Raw genomic sequence first — 19084 nt, forward strand, 5'->3', positions numbered from 1 at the left:
AGCAAATAACGTTGAACTACTTGCTTGCTGAGGTGGTGGATAGGTTAGCAATACATGTTAAACGCTATACGTCCTGAGCTGATGGGAGAGTGCGCTAAAAGGTTTGAAATGCAGGCTTCCTGAGCAGACGGGAGACTTAGCTAAAGCGTTGAAAGGCTTATGTTCTGAATTGGCAGGAATGTGCGGAGAGCTTCGAGGCGCGCAAAAATAAAGACTGCCCCTCCAGGTCCGATAGATTAGGACTAAGAGGGGCAGTCATGTTTATTCATTCATTTGTATTAAGGCATCAAATTGTAGCTATCAATCCAAGCGTCAATTGGTGCGTGCTGCTTATTTTTTGGATGCCAGGAATGCATCGATTTGTTTTTGCGTTTCAGCGATGATTTTATCAAGGCCGTTTTTCTTTTGCGTTTCGATATATTCGGATACTGCTTTTTCAACGTCTTTCACAACACCGAACTCAATCGGTCTGTTCAGCTCGTCGCTTGCTGTATCACGCTTCGCGATTTCGTTCTTCATCGCATCTTCAGCAATGAACAAGCCGTCGATTGGAGAGTTAACGTTACGTTCTTCGCTTGCGAATTCAGCCTCTTTCACCCAGAAGTCCGGTCCGTAAGTCATAGTCGGACGCATGAATTGCGGTTTCCAGAACGCCCATTGGCCGCCCCACTCCATGTAGTTGCTCGTCGTCGTTTCCATGCCTTCCGGATATTCAGCTGTCTCGCCGTTCAATACGTAGGTTTTGCCTTCGATACCGTATTGGACAAGGTCATACAACGTTTTGTCCGTTTCGATCATATCCAACAGGCGTAGAACGCGCTCTGGATTTTTGGAGTTGCGGTTGATCGCTACTACGTTGGCAAGCGCTGTACGGTTAATAAAGCGTTTGTCCGGGTAAAGCTCGGACGATTCCATTTTGTATGCCGGATCGGAGAAGCCAGGGTCAGCGCTTACCCACTCATGGGAAGTAACCGTGAACAGTTTCTTGCCGTTTCTCCACTCTGCCGCTTCATCCGATTTGTCGATCATCGCATCGCGGTTAATCAGGTTGTCGTCGTACCATACTTTAGCCAGCTTAGCAGCTTCCAGGTAGAACGGTTGTTGCTCTACAGCTTGAACCGTTACTTTAGGGTCGCTCAGATAGAAGCCGAGACCGTGGAAGTTAAGATCAACCCACTCATCGCGGATCATAATAAGCGATACCGGAGGTGTACGGGAAATTCTTTCGTTTGGATAAGCTTTCTTCAGATCGCGCAGCAATTTATCTACGTCTTCGATCGTTTTGACCGAGCCGTTCGGATAATCAAGACCAGCTTTTTCCGTCAAATCAGAACGCCAGCCCGTKAACTTACGCTCGTTCATCTTCATCGTCCAAGGCAAGCCGACGATTTCGCCGTTTACCGTAGCCGCTTGAAGCGTGCCTTGTTCCTCATACTTCTTGTACAAGTTAGGCGCAAACTCAGGCAGCAGGTCGTTCAGCGCCATATAGGAGCCTTTCGCCGCCATTTGCTTGTACGACAGCCAGTCGCCGTCGAAGTTCATGTCCCAGCTATCGCCGGATGCGGCCATAACGAGCATTTTTTCTTTGAAGTCTCCGAACGGAATGAAGTTAATATCGAATTTGACATTAAGGCCTTTGGCTTTGACATATTCGCTGACTTTAGCCCAAACCTCGTCCGTAGCCGCTTTCTTATCGCCGCCGAAGTAGAATTTAAGCGTAACTTCTTCCTCTTGCTTCGAGCCGTCGGATGGCTTGTTGGAAGCTTTGCCGCCATTGGCCGGTTCATTGTTGCCATTGCCTCCGCTGCATGCTGCTAGAATTACGCTGAACAGCATGATGACGGCAAGCAGTAACGGTAATCCCTTGATGCTTTTCTTCATCGTGACCTCTCCCTTTAGCTTGTCATTATATACTACACGGCCGAAGCCGGTATAGCCTCAAATCATTAACCTTTGACTGCGCCTACCATTAAGCCTTTCACGAAGAAACGCTGCACGAAAGGATACAGGAATATAATCGGCCCTATCGTAATGACCGTGAGCGCCATCTTGATCGACTCCGAAGGAATCTGCGCCGAGATACGCTGCATCGCGGATGCGTTGCTTGAGCTCTTCAGGAACTCGACGTTCGATACGAGCGTCCTTAGGAGCAGCTGCAGCGGCTGCAGCTCTTGCTTGTCGACGAACATGAGCCCGAGGAACCAATCATTCCAATAGCTCAGCGCTACGAAAAGTCCGACAGTCGCAAGTACCGGCAGCGAAAGCGGCATGATGAGGGCGTAAAAAATTTTGAACTCGCCCGCTCCGTCCATTTTCGCAGATTCGTTCATATCCTCGGGGATCGACATCATGAAGTTGCGGATCAGGAACATGTTGAACGCATTCGCCAACATCGGCAGAATGAGTGCCCACAGCGTATCCTTCAGATCCAAATAACGAACGCAGATGATGTACCAAGGAACAAGTCCGCCATTGAAAAGCATAGTGATAATGACGTAAATGGACAAAATATTTCTATACTTGAACGATCGTCTTGCCATAACGTATGCGCCCATGCTCGTTACAAGCAGAGACAACACCGTTCCGGCTACCGTTACGAGAATACTGACTCCGTAAGCATCGATGATACGGGTGGAGCCAAGCAGCAGGATTCGGTACGAATCGAAAGTAAACGTCTTCGGCCAAAGCGTGTAACCGTAATCCATGATGTCTTTCTCCGTGCTGAGCGAGCCTGATATAACCATGATGAATGGGAACAAACAAGCCAAGCTGAACAGGGAGATGACAATAATGATCATCATTTGCGAGATCGAGAATTTTTTTGCTACCATTATGTTGTTCCTCCTCCTGTGAGAAAAGCCTCTATCGAAGCCATTCGAGATGAGCGACCGCGTTTAGATGTTGTTTTTATCGCCAAATAGAATTTGTCATTTCGTTTAACTCGGAAATTTGTAAATTCTATTATGGTTAGAATATCGCGGAATCCTTGTCGATTTTGCGAGCCGCATAATTGCTGCCGATGATGAGCACGAAAGCAATGAGCGATTGCAGGAAGCCTGCCGCGGATGCCATGCCGATGTCGCCGGATTTGCGCAAGCTCCGATAAACGAAGGTATCGATAACATCCGTTGTCGGGAATAGGAGAGAAGCGTCGCCGACCATGGCATAGAACATGCCGAAGTCCGCATTCATAATTCTGCCCACCGCGAGCAGCGTCAAAATAATAATCGTCGGCCGCAGCATCGGAATACTAATGTACCGAATTTGTTGCCATCTCGTAGCGCCGTCTATGGATGCCGCTTCGTAATACGAATTATCAACCGATGTCAGTGCAGCCAGATAAATAATCGTTCCATAACCCGTAATCTTCCACCGAATCGCGATTGTTAAGATGAGCGGCCATAATCCCGCTTCGCTGTAGAAATCGATCGGCGAGAAGCCYATGCTCTCCAGTACCCGGTTAACCGCACCGCTCTCGAAGTCGAGCAGATTGTAAGCGAACACGCCTACGACGATCCAAGAAATGAAGAAAGGCAGGAAGGTGAGCGACTGGGAAACGCGTTTGAAATATTTGTTGCGAACCTCGTTGAGCAGCAAAGCGAAGCCTACTTCGAATATAAGCCCTACCGCGATGAACAACGCATTAAGCAATATAGTGTTCCTCATCGCCCGGAAAGCTGTCGAGGACGAGAACAAATAATCAAAGTTGTTTAAGAGCGGGTCCATCCAATCACTGCCGAAAATGCCTTTCTGGAAATCGAAATCTTTGAACGCGATTACGAGTCCGGCAAGCGGCAAGTAGTTGAATAGAAATAKGAGTACGGCTACGGGCAAGAACATAAGCAGCAACGTACGATTTCTAAGCAGTTCCCGAATGACTCCATTTGTTTTCATATCGTGTTTCCTTTCGTTTATGTGATAGTTTTATTGTAGTTGAGAGGCAATTCGCATACCATGAGCCATTCTTATACTTTGTAGTATTGATTTATCCTCTGTCCCTTTCCTCTTCCGAAGACGTTAACAAGGCCGTCCTCATGTGAGAACGGCCTTGTATTTGAGCAGTATTTCATTTAGTTTTGCTTCCACTGCTGCCGCAGCTCCAACGTTTTCTTATTCCACGCATCGGTCGAGGCGATGACCCGATTCGGGTCCGATCCGCCAAAAACGATATCGTTAATGACGTTGATCCAATCGTACTCCGAGAACCATGGTATCGTTGCGCCAGGCAGAACGAGGCCGTTATCCTTCGTCATCTTGACCGCCTCGAGATTTTTGCCCTGCCAGAGCGGCACTTTGTCAAGATAAGCTGTTAGCTCGGGATCCAGGACGGAAGCGTTGGCTCCCTTCTCCATCTTCCACTTCTGCGCTTCCATCTCGAACTGGAAGCTAATCCATTTGTACGCCTCGTCCTTGTGCTTCGAGCCACTAAGCAGCGCAAGCGGTCCATAGATATGGAACGAATACTGATTGAGCTTGCCGCGCGGAAACGGGAGAATGTCCCATTCAAACTTCGCATTTTTCTGCAATCGCGGCAGCAGCCAGTCCCCTCCGACTTCGAATGCTGTTTTGCCGTTCAGGAAATCTCTCGTCACATCGCCTTGCTTAGTCGCTTCCTCCCACGATTGCATCGAGCCGTCCACGGTAACGAATTCCGTCAGCCAACGAACGTCAGCCATTACTTCCGGCGTGTTCAGCAGACTCTGATTGAGACGCTCATTCATATAAGACAAATTCGGAGCATGCCCGTCCGCAGCAGACTTCATCGGCAGCAGCCGCATAACAAATTCTCCGCTCGTCGTTAGACCGTATTCACCGGCTGCCGGGTCTGTCACCTTCTTCGCGATTTCCCGGAAGTCATCGAACGTCCAGTTGTTCGGCGGCATCTCAACGCCGTTCTTCTTAAGCAAATCTTTGTTCACGACGATCCACATCGGCACATCGACGAACGGTACAGCAAGTCTGCGGCCGGAGAACGCCATCATATTGAAATATCCGTCGGGAAGCTCCTTCTCCCGGAAGGAAGCGTCCGCATCCATGTAAGGCTTCAAATTCTCGAGCAATCCTTGTTGCTCGTATTGGAGCAAATCGCCAGCGACCCAGGTCAGGTCGGCAGGCGTTCCCGCGGCCTGCAGCTCCTGAATCTTCGCAACGATTGCCGGGTCTCCTCCATTCGTAATATAAATCGGCTTTATTGTTATCCATGGATACTTGCGATTGAACATGTCATAAAGCTCCTGGTACGTTTCGTCCGACCAGGTTAATAGCTTCAATTCAACCGGTGTCCTCTCTACTGTCTGCTGATCGTCCGGGGGCTTGCGTCCATTCTTGCCATCGACGCCAGGCCATCCTTCTAAGGTACATGCGGTAAGGGTGATGGAGAGAATGGCAAGCAGCAGCATGCTCTTCGCATATGCAATTGATTGTCTGCTTTTCAAGGCTATGCCTCCTTAGAAATTGGCTCTATCCGTTTCCGATTGTATCCAGTTCCTGGCCTTCTTGCAGTATCGGGTGGCGAAGCGTGATCCTGGTGCCGATCTCAGGTCCAGTCTCGATACGAAGCTTGTAGTTATCGCCAAAATAAAGCCTTAACCGGTCATTGACGTTGCGAAGCCCGACGCCTCTGCGCGCATGCGAGTATTGGTCGCTAGGCTGTTCTTCTTGCTCGAGCTGATCAAGCACATGCTGCGGGATCCCTTTCCCGTTATCGGCGATTACAAGTACGAGATCCTCATCATCCTTGGCAGCCGTAATCATAATCTTGCCCTTATCGAAATCGTCACGAACGCTATGTTGAATCGCGTTCTCGACCAAAGGCTGAAGCAACAGTCTGAGGAACGGCGAATCCATTATCGTATCGTCGCATGCGTATAAGATACGTACGGTCTTGCCCATCCGGGCTTGCTCAATCGACACATAAGCCTTTACTTGCTCGATCTCGCGCCGCAGCGTCGTAATTTCTTTGCCTTGATTCAAACTAAGCCGCAGTAGATTGCCAAGCGACGACACCATTTCGCTGATGTCGCTGCGACCATGATTCTCTGCCTTCCATCTAATGGACTCGAGCGTATTATAGAGGAAGTGAGGATTGATCTGATGACTGAGCACTTGGAATTCGAGCGCCTTCTTGTTCCGTTCTGCGCGCGCTCCTTCCTTAATGAGCCCTTCGATACGCGAAACCAGATTGGCAACGCCTCTGTACAGCCACCCGACCTCATCCTTGCGCGACGACCAAGGCAGCAAATAATGAAGATTATCCGCTTCGAGTCTTCGCATCAGCCGAACGAGATGAGCGATCGGCTGTGTATACGTTGCGGTAATGTATACAACCACACTAAATCCGCAAATTAAATAAATGATGAGGAAGTAGACCAGCATCCGATTAATTTCGTCGATCGTGCTCGTGAGCTCTTGCAGCGGCGTTAAGCTTACAATCGTCCAAGGATGGTTCGCCATGTTCAAATACGTTGCGAGAAACGTCTGCCCTTCAATCGTAAGCGACTCTGAACCCGATTCGCTTCCTTGAATTTTTGCAATAAACGAGGMCGAAGGAAACACCTTTCCCGTCCACTGATTGACCGAGGAATCATAGTGGACGACCCCTTTCTCGTTAATCAGCAGCATCTTCTGATCCTGAAGCTGGTCTGACGGCGAGAAAAACCGCTTTAAATAATCTTCGGATAAATCCGTTGCAATAATACCCCTTAACTTCTGATCGTATAATCCGGAAAATCGTTTGACATAAGTCAGCAGCGGCCTGCTGTATTTCCCTTGCCTTGGCATCGTTAAATACCAGGTCGGGCTTACCGTAGCCCGAGAGCGCTGGAACCAATACTCGTCGCCGATGCGCCTCGACTCGTCGATTGTTCTCATGTAATTAGGGAATTTGGCCGGATTCATCGGATATACCTTTACGCGGAAGCCGTCAATGACTTGTGTTGCGTTGTGCACCGCATTGACCATATTGACGGCAAACGCCTCTTCATCCTTATCGGTAATTGGCTCCCGCTCCAGCAATTCCTGAACGGATTTGTCCCCGATAACCTCATTCACTTGCTCGTTTAGCCTGTTTAAGTAAATTTCGAAGTTTTTCTTCGCTTGCTGGAGATAACTCATCGTCATCTTCGTATTCGTATTGGAAATGCCCTCTATGGACTTAATATGAGCGTAATAAGCGAAAAGCAGGAAAGGCACGATGATAATGACAAGAAAAATAAGGATCATTCGATTACGAAACGATGATGCCAATCGGAACGATACTTTTTTCACAAGTGCCTGCCTCCTTGCCTCATTGTAGCTTTAGCATTCAATAATCGATTGAACATGCTCGTCCTCGATTTTAATCATACAAACGCTTTCATGCAAGCTTATTTTCACATTCATACATCCGCTCACTCCTCTCTTACAGGAAGGCGACAACAATCCCCCTTAAAGTTTGCTATTCTCTCATTGTTCGGTGATGGCCGATTATTTACACTAGTTCCGTAACACTTAACCTTCATGGAAAAGAGGAACAACAATGACTGCATCGAAGCGGGTTGTACACGTCATATCGCATACCCATTGGGATCGCGAATGGTATATGCCATATGAAGCCCATCACGTGAAGCTGATCGAAACAATGGACACGCTGCTGGAGACGTTCGAGAACGATCCCGAATTCCGCAGCTTTTATTTAGATGGACAAACGATTGTGCTGGACGATTATTTGCAGGTGTATCCTGAGAAGCGCGACATCATTCAGAAATTGTGTGACGAAGGCAAGCTTTCTCTCGGGCCTTGGTACATTCTCCAGGACGAATTTCTTACGAGCAGCGAAGCCAACGTTCGCAACTTGCAAATCGGACACCGCGACGCAGCGAAGTTCGGTCCGATCTCGAAGCTCGGTTACTTCCCTGATTCATTCGGCAACATGGGCCAGGCCGCGCAGCTGCTGCAGCAAGCCGGCATCGGCACTGCCGTATTCGGCAGAGGCGTCAAGGCTACCGGCTTCAACAATCGGGTCGAAGAAGGTCCTTCGCTTGAGTCGCCTTATTCCGAGCTGCTCTGGCAGTCCCCCGACGGCTCGACGGTACTCGGATTGTTGTTCGCGAACTGGTACAACAACGGGATGGAAATTCCCGTCGATCCGGCTGAAGCGAAGGGGTACTGGGAGCACCGGCTGGCAAGAGCGGAGCAGTTCGCATCGACGCCGCATCTGCTGCTCATGAACGGCTGCGACCATCAGCCGGTACAGACGAACCTGTCCGAGGCGCTCCGCGTCGCAAGAGAGCTGTTCCCTGAATACGAGTTCGTCCATTCGAACTATGACGATTACGTGGCAGCCGTGCAAGCAGAGCTGCCTGAGAACCTAAGCTTGACGCGCGGCGAGCTACGCGGTCAGAAGACAGACGGCTGGTACTCGCTCGTTAATACGGCGTCAGCTCGCGTCTATATTAAGCAGCTCAATGCACAAAACCAAACGCTGCTAGAGAAAGTAACAGAACCGATTGCCGCGATCGCCCACCAATTAGGCAAGCCGTATCCGCATGGCATGCTTCAATACGCTTGGAAGACGCTCATGCAGAACCATCCGCATGACAGCATCTGCGGCTGCAGCGTCGACGAAGTGTATCACGAGATGAAGATCCGCTTCGCGAAAAGCATGGAGGTCGGCAAAGCCTTAACGACGGAGAGCGCCAGGTTCATTAGCGGCAAGATCGATACGTCTAGCTTCGCGTCTTACGGTGAAGCGGCAGCTCCGCTTGTCGTATTCAACACGAGCGGCTATGAAGGGTCTAGCGTCATTACGACCGAGGTCGAATGGTCGCACCGCTTCTTCAATCAAAGCGAAGATCCAATCGAGATCGCCAGCATCGTTAGAGCAAGAACGCATGGACGCGGGTATCTAGTGAACACAGCCGGCGAACGGCTCGCCTGCACGGCAGAGGATCTTGGCGTCAGGTTCGGCTATGAGCTGCCAAGCGATAAGTTCCGTCAGCCTTACATGGCACGCGCTATGCGCCTCACCTTCGAGACAGGCACGATGCCGGCAATGGGATATTCGACGTTTGCTTGGATATCATCAGAACATTCCGGCGAGCTTGAACCTACATCCTTAGTCAAGGATGATAGAACGCTCGAGAACAGCCTCCTTAAGGTAACGGTCGAAGAAGACGGCAGCTACTCGCTTTATGACAAGCTGAACAAGCAGCAATATACGAACCTAGGCCATTACGAGAACGTCGGCGACATCGGCAACGAATATATTTTCAAGCAGCCGAACGGCGATATTGCGATTACGACCAAAGGCGTTAAAGCCTCTTCTATTGCTATTGTTGAAGATACGCCTTATCGCGCGACGATCGAGGTTGTCCATGAGCTCTCCATTCCAGCGAGCGCAGATGAGCAACTCGCTAAAGAGGTCAATGCGATGGTCGAATTCCGCCAGCGCAAGGCTGGCAGATCGAGCGAGCTTGCACCGCTGCGGATCGTGACTCGCATTAGCCTGGAACAAGCCGGCAAAGGCGTCCGTGTCCATGCGACCATTCACAATCAATCGAAGGACCACCGCATTCGCGTCCTTCTGCCTTCCGATACAAAGGCGACAACTCACTTCGCAGACTCGATCTTCGAGGTAGCAGAACGTGATAACGTGCCGTCGAAGGAATGGGAAAATCCAAGCAACGCTCAGCACATGCAGACGTTTATCGATACGCATGACAACAATCGCGGATTGACTGTGGCAGGCAAAGGACTAAACGAATACGAGGTACTGCAGGATGGTCGCAATACGCTTGCGGTCACGCTGCTTCGCTCGGTTGGCGAGCTTGGCGACTGGGGCGTATTCCATACGCCTGACGCTCAGTGCATCGGCCTGCAAGAAGCCGAATGGATGATCATTCCTTACGGCGGCGCAGAAGAACGTTTCTCTGCTTATCGCGAAGCCTACCGCTTCCCTATTCCGATGACTGCCTTTAGTAGCAAGATGCATGATGGCGAGCTCCCGATTGAACAGCATTTCCTGAAGTGGAGCGGCGATGGCCTTGCCTTCTCTAGCTTCAAGATCAACGAGGAACGCGGCGATCAAATGGTGCGCTGGTACAATCTGTCCGGCAGCACGACGAGTCTTGCCATTCATCCTGACTCCGCCGACAACAGCTATGTGAGCAATATTCTCGAGGAAAAACCATCCGAGCAGATTGCGAACACCGTTCAAGTCGAAGGGTTCAAAATCGTGACGATCGGCATTCCTTCAAAATAAAATAGATTAAAAAACAGCCTCCAAGGACATGCAAATTGAACCTTGGGGGCTGCTTCTTTGTGCGGGTGATCTAAGGTTTGTTTATTCGTCGTTAATCCCTCTCTGCCGCCGATATTCCTTAGGCGTGCAGCCGACCTGTTTCTTGAACAGCTTGGAGAAGTGAACCGGATCCTTGTAGCCGACCTGGAACGAGATTTGATACACTTTATACTTAATGTCGCCGAGCATTTCCTTCGCTTTCTCGATTCGTATATCGGTCAAATATTCAAGGAATGTCTGGCGTTTCTCTTTCTTGAACAGCTTGCTTAGCCATACCGGCGTAACATGAACGGCAGTCGCCACGCTTTGCAGCGTTAGCCCTTCCGCATAGTCGCGCTGCAAAATTTTCTCCGCCTCATATACGATCTGGCTAGGCGTCGAGGACAGCTTGCGGAAGTCGTCCGCTATCGACTTCAGGAATATTTCCACCTGCACGCGAAGCGATTGCAGCGTATCGTATTGCTCCAGCTGCTCCCATACCGCGATGGGGTTGTTTCCCCAATGCTTGTTCGGCATTCCCGCTGCTGCGGCTCTGCGGAATACTTCGAACAACCACTCGAATATTTTTTGCTGAATATCGCGCAATTGAGTGAATTGCCAAGCTTGTACCATGGCTTCAAATCGATCCATCGCCATCGTAATTTCCTCATCTGAACCGAACTTCACGAGATCAAGCACCTCCTCCGGCTCGGCAAGCGACAGATCGGCACCTTCGACCTCGGGATAATTCTCCTGTACCGTGAACACTCGGTTGCCGCCATAAACGGCCTTCTGCTCAAGAACGGACAATGATTCAACATATATCTCATGCAAATGCTCGAACGTGCAAATCGCTGTTGGAATACCGGCGCTCGCCTTTACCTTCACATAATCGTTGATTCGCTTGATGCATAGCTGCGCGATTCCCGGACTAAGCTCCGCGTGCTCGGGACGAGAGCAGCCTAAGATGATAACCCACCTGTTGCTTCCATCCATACAAAGCGCGGACGAGTAAGGATATTCCTCTTCCAGCGTCTGATTAACGACATTGCCGATTCCGAACAATATTAGTTCTTTCTCTTTGGTGCGGCGATTCTCGATCGCCTTCAAATCATCCGCCTCAATAACGATTAACGTAAGCTGCCCACTTGCTATCCAATCGAGATTCAATGACTTCAATCGATGGATTCTTCTCGATTCGCGATAGGGATCGTATTCCTTCTCCACCATTTCCCTCAGCAGTTCCTCGCGCATCTTGGGAATTGCAAACTTCACTTGATTAATAAGCAGCTGCTCGTTATGCAGATCCATCCTCTTCTGATGAATTTTCTCCATCGTCCTGCGAACGACCTGTTCCAGCTCCTGCATATTAATCGGTTTCAAAATATAGTCCAGCACGCCAATCTGCAGCGCCTGCCTTACAAGCTCAAAATCATCATAGCCGCTTATTACGATGGCCTCAGGATGATAGTCCTCTACAGGCAGCAAAGAACGTATAAACTCGATTCCCGACATTCGATTCATCTTGATGTCAGACACGATAAGATCAGGCCGCTTATCCAGCGCTAGCATGAGCGCCGTATCCCCGTCATCAGCCGTTAATACTTCTTCGATGCCGTAGGCTTCCCATGGAAAGCGGTTACGCAAACCTTCGCGGATTTCGAACTCGTCATCCACAATTAGCGCACGCAGCATTATCTCACCTTCCCTTAGTATGCATTTACATAGTCGGATTATTTATAGAATAGCTTATCTCCATACTAACTGACTGTATTTTGGATTGCACGGGGGCAAAAGAAAACTTTATGGGGGTGTTTTAAATTCCCGTATATCTACAGCGACATTTGGATGCAACGATTGTCTGAAGCGGTTATAAAAAGTTAAAAGAACACGCCTCGAAAGAAAAGACGTGTTCGTCTATTACTATTGCGATAACTCTGTCAAACTCAGACCTTCGGCATCTGACTTTCATCCATATACAGTACGTTCCACCGATGTCCATCGAGGTCGGAGAAGCCCGCACCGTACATCCAGCCTTGATCGCTGGGCTTGCCGTAGATCGCGCCGCCTGCGCGTTCGACCTTTGCAAGCAGCTCGTCGACCTCTACCTTGCTCTCCGCATCGAAAGAGATCAGCACTTCGCTGCCGCGCTCCGTATCAGCGATATCGTGGCTCGTAAATTGCTTGAACGTCGTCTCGGGAACGAGCATGACCATCACTTGCTTGTCCCCGATGATCAACCCCGCCATTGCGTCGCTGCCCTCGTGTCTGGGATGAAAAGAAAATCCGAGCTCGGCGAAAAACTGTCTCGACTTCGCCAGATCCTTCACTGGAAGGCTAAGCCATAACTCTTTGGCCATCTGTATCGCTCCTCTTCGACTAAGCTCGTCTATTGAATATCGACTAGAGTTTAGCATATTTCGGGACAATAAGCTCAAGAATGTGAAGAACCCCTTCTCCACTTGGGAGACGGGGTTCTCGAACTCGAACTTCCTATTGCGATACCGACTTGAACCACTCATTTACTTCCTTCGTTACTTGCTCGCCGCCATTCGCTTTCCAGTTGGCAACGAACTCGTCGAATGCATCAACAGGCAGTTTGCCGTAGATGATTTTGTTGAACGTCTCCAGCTCGGATTGACGAAGCAAGTTCCATTTCTCGATCATCGTTGGCGTTGCTGCGCCCGTGAAATAGTTTTGCTTGCGAATATCGATTTGAGACATAACGACCTTCGCGGCATACCAGTTCTCCGGTTTGCGGAACGTAGCAAGCTGTTTCTCGTAAGGCGTCTCAGGCGTACCGCCGTCTGCCAGCTTCACGAGCGATTTCATGTACAGATCAGGAATACGTGCAGGACCTGTAATATAAGGGAATGCATCGAAGAAGTCTTTGATCTTTTCTTTGTCATTCGTAGGCTGACCGTCAATTACATCCCAATCGTAGCCTTGAGCGAAGCCATATTCGTATTTGCTGCCTACTGCCGGGTTGGCTAGATTGTCGAGCAGTGTGTTGTAATAAAGAATGATCGCTTCCGGATGCTTCGCGTCTTTGTTGATCATGAAGCTGCTGTTGACGCCGGAATTTTGCCATTTTGTGCCGATCAAGCCATCAGGTCCTGCAGGGATCGGATACGCTTTGTATTTCGAACCAGCTACGTTCTTCAGAAGGTCTGGAGCCGGCCAATCCGGTACCCAGTTCGCGCCTGGCAATACGCCCGCGTTTCCTTTGGTCCAAATTTCAGCCGATTTGCCTTCATCCCAAAGTGCGGAATCGGGGTGAATATAACCTTTATCCATCCATTCCTGCAGCTTAGCGAGCGCTTGCTTCGCTCCCGGATTAACCGAACCGTATTCTAAGTTGCCGCTTGCGTCCTTGTTCCATTGCTCTTGCACGCTGCCATAAGCGCCGAACAGCCAGTCAAGTCCGCCCATCCATGTGTTTGTATTGTTTTTGAGCGAGATTGCGAGCGGATATACGTCTTTTGCAGCCAATCCGTCCGGATTCTCGTTTTTGAATTTATCCATGATATTCTCGAGGTCGGTGATCGTCTTCGGCGCTTCGAGATTCAGCTTCTCCATCCAGTCTTCACGGAGCCATAGAAGCGTATCATCGTTGTCTGTGTATTCCATGATCGGAAGGTTCCATTTCTTGCCGTCTTTCGTGAACGGGTACCACAGTTCAGGATGCACGGCAGCATGGCTTTTCCACGTTTCATTCGCGTAATTCTCGAACAGCTCGTCAATCGCGATGAATTGACCGGAATCGATGAGTTGATTCGTCAGTACGGCGTCCGTAGGCACCATGACGAAGTCTGGCAACTTCTCTCCCGACGTTAACGCCAGTTGAAGCTGTTGCTTGTATTGGTCGCTGCCTGCCGGATACCACGTATCCTTGTGCTTGATACCAAGCGTCTCCAGCATCCAGCGGTCATGCACGTTGTTTTCTTTTGTCTCGCCTTTTGTATATTCCTTCGGCATAATGATCGTGCTGATTTCAATCGGCGGATCATATTTACCTTTTTCGAATGCGAGATCCGCTTCGGACTTCGTCGCCGAATCCGTCGCAGCCGGACTTTCCGAACTCGTTCCGCCTTTGTTCTCATTGTTGTTGCCGGCATTGCCGCTGCAAGCCGATACGACCATCACGATCGCAATGAGAGGCAGCCATAGCTTTTTGAAATTACCCATTTGATTCTCCCCCTATGGTGTAAGTTGGTTACAAGTGTTACTTTACAGGCGCAACTAGGAGGTCATCTATAGGATTTTGTTAGTTTCCATAGGACTCTGTCATGTTGTTAATTTCCTTCGCGGAATTCCTGCGGCGTAGATCCGAATTGTCTTTTGAACACTTTGATGAAGTAGGCGGGATCCAAATAACCGATCTCCGAGCTTATTTCGTATACCTTCTTGTCGGTCGTTCGCAACAGATGGCAAGCCGTCTCCATGCGCAGCCGGGATACGTAATCGCTGATGCCTTCACCCGTCTCGATCTTATATAGCTTCGAGAGATGCGTGGGATGCAGATTGACATGGTCCGCAAGCGCGCGAAGCGATACGTCAAGATGCAGATTGGCCTCAACGAACGATTGAATCTTCTTCACATAGACGGAGCGGATGTCCTTCACTTCTTCGGACGTACCTTTGTCCAGCAGGTCCAGGGCGCCCAGCGCCCAGCTCCTCAGCTTGCCGATCGAGGAGAACGCCTCCCCGTTCTGCAGCTGTTCGATATGATCGCCCAATAGACCGGCTAACGTATGTCCATTGCGATGGGCATAGTGCGTATAGGAAGATGCGATGATATATCCCGCCTCCAGGCAGTGCTCCCACGAATCGGACCATTTCTCGTCCAGCTCCGCGAATACTTCACCCAGCTTCTGCTCCGCCGCTTCCCAGCGGCCGGCCGCAAGTAAGTTACGCAAAGCAGGAGGAGCATGGATCGCATCAAGCGCGCCATGCGACACTTGGTTCTCCAAATCGTCAGCCCGCATGACGAATTCCCGCTCGTCGCCGACGATTTGGCGGAAATATGCAACAGCGTGCCGGTAACGATCAGACAGCTTATCGGGAAATAGGAACGGCTCCGTCGTCACGATAGACAACGAACCTCTCAAAAATTGCTTTACCTTCGATTGGAGCTGCATGGCGGACTTCTCGAGCATCGTATCCTTCAGAGCGCTGTCGTACGGCTCTTTGAATTGGAGCAGGAAGACGAGATAGCCATGGTCGTCCTTGACGCCCCACACCTTCGCGAATTCGCCAAGTATTTCTTCCGCCATGTTAATAATGGCGTACTCCATCAGCTGCTGGCCATTGTTGCGGTACTGCCCGAACTCCTCCTCCATCCGAACGAGAAGAAGCGCGCATTCCCCGAAGGAGAACGGCAAATCGTAGCTGTCCAGCTTCCGGTTCCAGTCGGCTTCGGACTGCCGCTCTCCGCGTAAAGCGCCAAGCAGCAATTGGCCTCGCAGCATCGGCAAGTTTTCCCGTAGCGTGAATTCGGTCCGCTCGCTCGAGCTGATGCTCTCCCACTCCGCCTTCAATTGGCCAATGGCCGCAGACACCGCGTCGAGCAGCTCTTGATCGGTCGGCGGCTTCAGCAAATAATTAACCGCTTGATGACGAAGCGCTTCCTGCGCGTATTCGAAATCAGAGTGCCCGGAGAGGATGATGCATTTGATCTTCGGGTCTCTTTCGCGGATTTTGGCTATAAGCTCGATTCCCGTCATCTCCGGCATTTGAACATCCGATAGGACGAGATCKATCGGGTGAGTTTCCAATAATTGCAGCGCCTCATGCGCGGAATAAGCTTTATGAACCTGTTCGATGCCGAGCGTATGCCACGGCTTTGTTGCGTACAGGCTGTCTACCCAGTGGGCTTCGTCGTCAACGATGATCATTTGCATGCGGCGGTTCTCCTTTTAGGTTGTTCGTTTGTTTGCTTTGCAATGCTCCTTGGGCGGGCTCCCAGACGATAACGGCACGCAGTCCCCCCAGCTCTGAATGCGCGAAACTCAGCGAAGACTTGTCCCCGAATAGATGGATAATGCGCTGATTCGTATTCCAGAAACCGTAGCCCATATCCTCTTCGAGCGGCCCCTTCATCTTGCGGTTTAGCGTCTCGAGCTGCTCCATGTCCATGCCTGGACCGTCGTCGTCGACATACAGCTTGCAGCAGCCCTTCTCCATTTCGCCGGTGATACGGATCTCGCCCGAGGAATAGGACTTGCCTACGCCGTGAATGACGGCGTTCTCGACGATCGGCTGCAGCAGGAGCCGCGGAACCTGCTGTTTCAGCATCTCTTCAGGGATGGCTATATCGTAATGAATTCTGCCGTTGCGCAGCTTCTGTATATCCAAATAATTATTGATCAGGCCGATTTCGTCGCCTAACAATGCGGTAGGTTTCTCAAGCCGTGTCATGTACCTGTAATAGGCGCTCAAATTATGCCCCATCGATACGACAGCTTCGTCATCCTTCATTTGCGCCATATTGATCATGTAGCCGATGCAGTTATACAGGAAATGCGGATTAATCTGTGCTTGAAGCTGCTTCAGCGTCGCCTCGCGCGATCGCAGCTTCTCGTTCAGCACGTTCTCGATCAAGCTCTGGATTTGCCGGGACATATCGTTGAACCGGTAAAATAAAAACGAAAACTCGTTATTAACGTTCGAATCTAGCTGTATCGAGAAATCGCCCCGCTGAACGCTCTGCAAACCGCGGACGAGCTTGCGGATCGGACGCTGCACGTTGCGGTAAAGCAAGACGGAAGACGATAGACCAACGACAAACAGCATCGCCATCGCCAAATAAAACAGATTGCGGCTTGTCGAGATCGGCCCCGTTATTTGTTCAAGCGGCACGAGATCGACCAAATACCAATCCAAATTCAGCGATTTCACGGCGCTGACCAGATAACGCTGATCATTCAGCTTGATGACCTCTTGCCATGTATCCTTCAGAGTGCTGTCATCGAGATTCCGGACAAGCTCGTTCGTCAGCTTCTCGTCGGCGCTGCGGTTAAGGATCGGCGCGTCTCCCTTGCGGTAAAACAAAGGATCGCCTTGCCCGCCCGCTTTGTACGTATCGAGCATATTTTGAATATTTTCATGCTCGAAGGTAGCTTGTACGACCAAATTGCTCCCTTTGAGCGCGCCCTGCTGACCGAATGAATCGGTATAAAACCAATGGAACGCCTTCGTCCCTCCAGGAGCGACGTCATTTCCGTCGCCGTAGTTCCACCTGCCGGTTACGTTTCTCTTCAAGTAATCCTCGTCATACACAGCCATGCTGCTCGCGTTCGAGATCGCTTCCTTGTGCAATTGCGAGTAGACGGTGAACTTGACCGGCCATATATTCATGACGCCCGATTGCAGCATCATCTTCTCCTGTATGACATACTTCGTCTGCATCCGGTCGTATTGATCGTCCCAGATGTTAAGCCCGTTGAACTTGCGGACGTTCGGATCTCTGGAGAACGTCAGGACGAAGTCCATCGTTTGGCTGATCCGCGAATCGATCTGACTCGCGAGGAACGACAGCTGCTTAATGTTCGAAGCCTGCAGCTCCTTGTCGATGACGCTTGACGCAACTCCATTGGAGTAAGTAAAAAGAATGGTGATCGGAATGAACAAGATGACGATCAATCCGTTCATTTTCGCGAACAAGCTGAACTTGGCTCCCATCCTTTTTCTTAGATAACCGATGACTGAACCCCGCTTCATATTTCTCTCCCCCTAGGAAATAACCCTAACAAAACACTATCGATCCTAATAATGTCTTATAGTTCGCTGATCGTACGCGTTGATATTATATATAGCAGGGCTACACCTCATATACAAATAAATTTTTTATTGAACGGGAGAGGGCTATGGAACAATTGACTTTGAAAGACGCTAACCTCGGGGCCGCCCGTAAAACGGGAAAAAGAAAGGGCTACCGGGTACCGTGGGTGCTGCATCTGATGGTGCTGCCGGCCGTATTGCTCGTTTTCGTCTTTTCCTACCTGCCGATGTCTGGCATTATTATGGCCTTCCAGGATTACAAGGCATCGCTTGGCTTTGCCGATTCTCCGTTCGTCGGCTTGAAGCATTTTCAGTACATGTTCGAAAATGACTATTTTATGAAAATTACCGGCAACACCTTAATCTTCGCCTGCTCCAAAATCATCATGAACTTAATCATTCCATTCGGCTTCGCTTTGCTGTTGAACGAAGTCCGCAATATGGGCTTCAAGCGTTCGATTCAGTCGCTCGTTTATTTGCCCCACTTCCTGTCGTGGGTTACGCTCGGCGGCATTCTGATCGACCTGCTCGCTCAGACCGGCATCGTTAACCAGTTGCTGACGAATGTATTTGGATTGGAAAAGCCGATCTTCTTCCTTGGCGACGGTACCTGGTTCCGCTTAACGATTATTTTCAGCGACGTATGGAAGGAATTCGGGTTCAACACCATCATCTTCCTGGCTGCGCTTGCCGGCATTAACCCTGCGCTCTATGAAGCGGCCGAAGTTGACGGTGCTACACGCTTGAAGCAGACGCTGCATATTACAATTCCTTCGCTCGTGCCGATCCTGATCGTTGTTGCTACGCTTGCGCTCGGCAACGTGCTGAACGCGAACTTCGACCAAGTATTTAATCTATACAGTCCGATGATCTACCAGCAGGGCGACATTATCGATACGTTCGTCTACCGGGAAGGCTTGTTAAGCGGACAATTCAGCTTCGCGACCGCGGTCAGCCTGTTCAAGTCGATGATCAGCCTTGTCTTGATCGTTATCTCATACCGTCTTGCGTACAAATACGCCGGTTACCGCATCTTCTAAACCG

At 50.2% G+C, this 19084-nt stretch carries 12 protein-coding genes; 2 read left to right on the forward strand and 10 right to left on the reverse strand.

Annotated features, from left to right (window positions below):
• Positions 1-330: 330 nt before the first annotated feature.
• From AC1DF0_RS16580 to AC1DF0_RS16600, 5 genes are all read right to left on the reverse strand, one after another.
• Positions 331-1881 carry an extracellular solute-binding protein gene (locus tag AC1DF0_RS16580; RefSeq protein ID WP_477574664.1) on the reverse strand — a complete coding sequence of 517 codons (1551 nt, stop codon included), beginning with the start codon at positions 1879-1881 and terminating at the stop codon, positions 331-333.
• A 65-nt stretch (positions 1882-1946) separates the two neighbouring features.
• Positions 1947-2831: a carbohydrate ABC transporter permease gene (locus AC1DF0_RS16585; RefSeq protein ID WP_442051254.1), complete on the reverse strand. Its 885-nt coding sequence runs from the start codon at positions 2829-2831 to the stop codon at positions 1947-1949.
• A gap of 136 nt (positions 2832-2967) precedes the next feature.
• Positions 2968-3894, reverse strand: coding sequence for an ABC transporter permease (locus tag AC1DF0_RS16590; protein WP_477574665.1), 927 nt, complete (start codon positions 3892-3894; stop codon positions 2968-2970).
• 176 nt (positions 3895-4070) lie between these two features.
• Positions 4071-5435, reverse strand: a complete 1365-nt coding sequence (locus AC1DF0_RS16595; protein ID WP_477574666.1) for an ABC transporter substrate-binding protein — start codon at positions 5433-5435, stop codon at positions 4071-4073.
• 25 nt (positions 5436-5460) lie between these two features.
• Positions 5461-7266 carry a sensor histidine kinase gene (locus tag AC1DF0_RS16600; protein WP_477574667.1) on the reverse strand — a complete coding sequence of 602 codons (1806 nt, stop codon included), beginning with the start codon at positions 7264-7266 and terminating at the stop codon, positions 5461-5463.
• A gap of 250 nt (positions 7267-7516) precedes the next feature.
• Between AC1DF0_RS16600 and AC1DF0_RS16605 the strand changes: the two genes are divergently transcribed.
• Complete coding sequence (locus AC1DF0_RS16605; RefSeq protein WP_477574668.1) at positions 7517-10240, forward strand: alpha-mannosidase; 2724 nt, start codon at positions 7517-7519, stop codon at positions 10238-10240.
• Between the two features lie 81 nt (positions 10241-10321).
• Here AC1DF0_RS16605 and AC1DF0_RS16610 read toward each other — a convergent pair whose 3' ends face one another.
• The 5 genes from AC1DF0_RS16610 to AC1DF0_RS16630 all read right to left on the reverse strand — a co-directional run bounded on the left by AC1DF0_RS16610 (position 10322) and on the right by AC1DF0_RS16630 (position 17980).
• On the reverse strand, positions 10322-11953 hold the full coding sequence (locus AC1DF0_RS16610; protein ID WP_442051250.1) for a response regulator transcription factor: 1632 nt from the start codon (positions 11951-11953) through the stop codon (positions 10322-10324).
• A gap of 251 nt (positions 11954-12204) precedes the next feature.
• Entirely contained in the window at positions 12205-12618 is a 414-nt protein-coding gene (locus AC1DF0_RS16615; protein ID WP_442051249.1) for a VOC family protein, read from the reverse strand.
• Positions 12619-12751: 133 nt separating this feature from the next.
• A complete protein-coding gene (locus tag AC1DF0_RS16620) occupies positions 12752-14446 on the reverse strand; it encodes a type 2 periplasmic-binding domain-containing protein (RefSeq protein WP_477574669.1) in 1695 nt (564 codons plus the stop codon).
• A 107-nt stretch (positions 14447-14553) separates the two neighbouring features.
• The gene (locus AC1DF0_RS16625; protein WP_477574670.1) at positions 14554-16161 is read right to left on the reverse strand and encodes a response regulator transcription factor; all 1608 of its coding nucleotides are present in this window, start codon (positions 16159-16161) and stop codon (positions 14554-14556) included.
• The gene (locus tag AC1DF0_RS16630) at positions 16142-17980 is read right to left on the reverse strand and encodes a sensor histidine kinase (protein WP_477574671.1); all 1839 of its coding nucleotides are present in this window, start codon (positions 17978-17980) and stop codon (positions 16142-16144) included. Before AC1DF0_RS16630 ends, AC1DF0_RS16625 begins: the two co-directional genes overlap by 20 nt.
• Positions 17981-18126: 146 nt before the next feature.
• Here AC1DF0_RS16630 and AC1DF0_RS16635 point away from each other — a divergent pair, with 146 nt between their 5' ends.
• Positions 18127-19080 (forward strand): ABC transporter permease, encoded by a 954-nt coding sequence (locus AC1DF0_RS16635; protein ID WP_442051245.1) that lies wholly within the window; start codon positions 18127-18129, stop codon positions 19078-19080.
• Positions 19081-19084 lie beyond the last annotated feature (4 nt).

Source organism: Paenibacillus sp. 05T425, assembly GCF_056396205.1.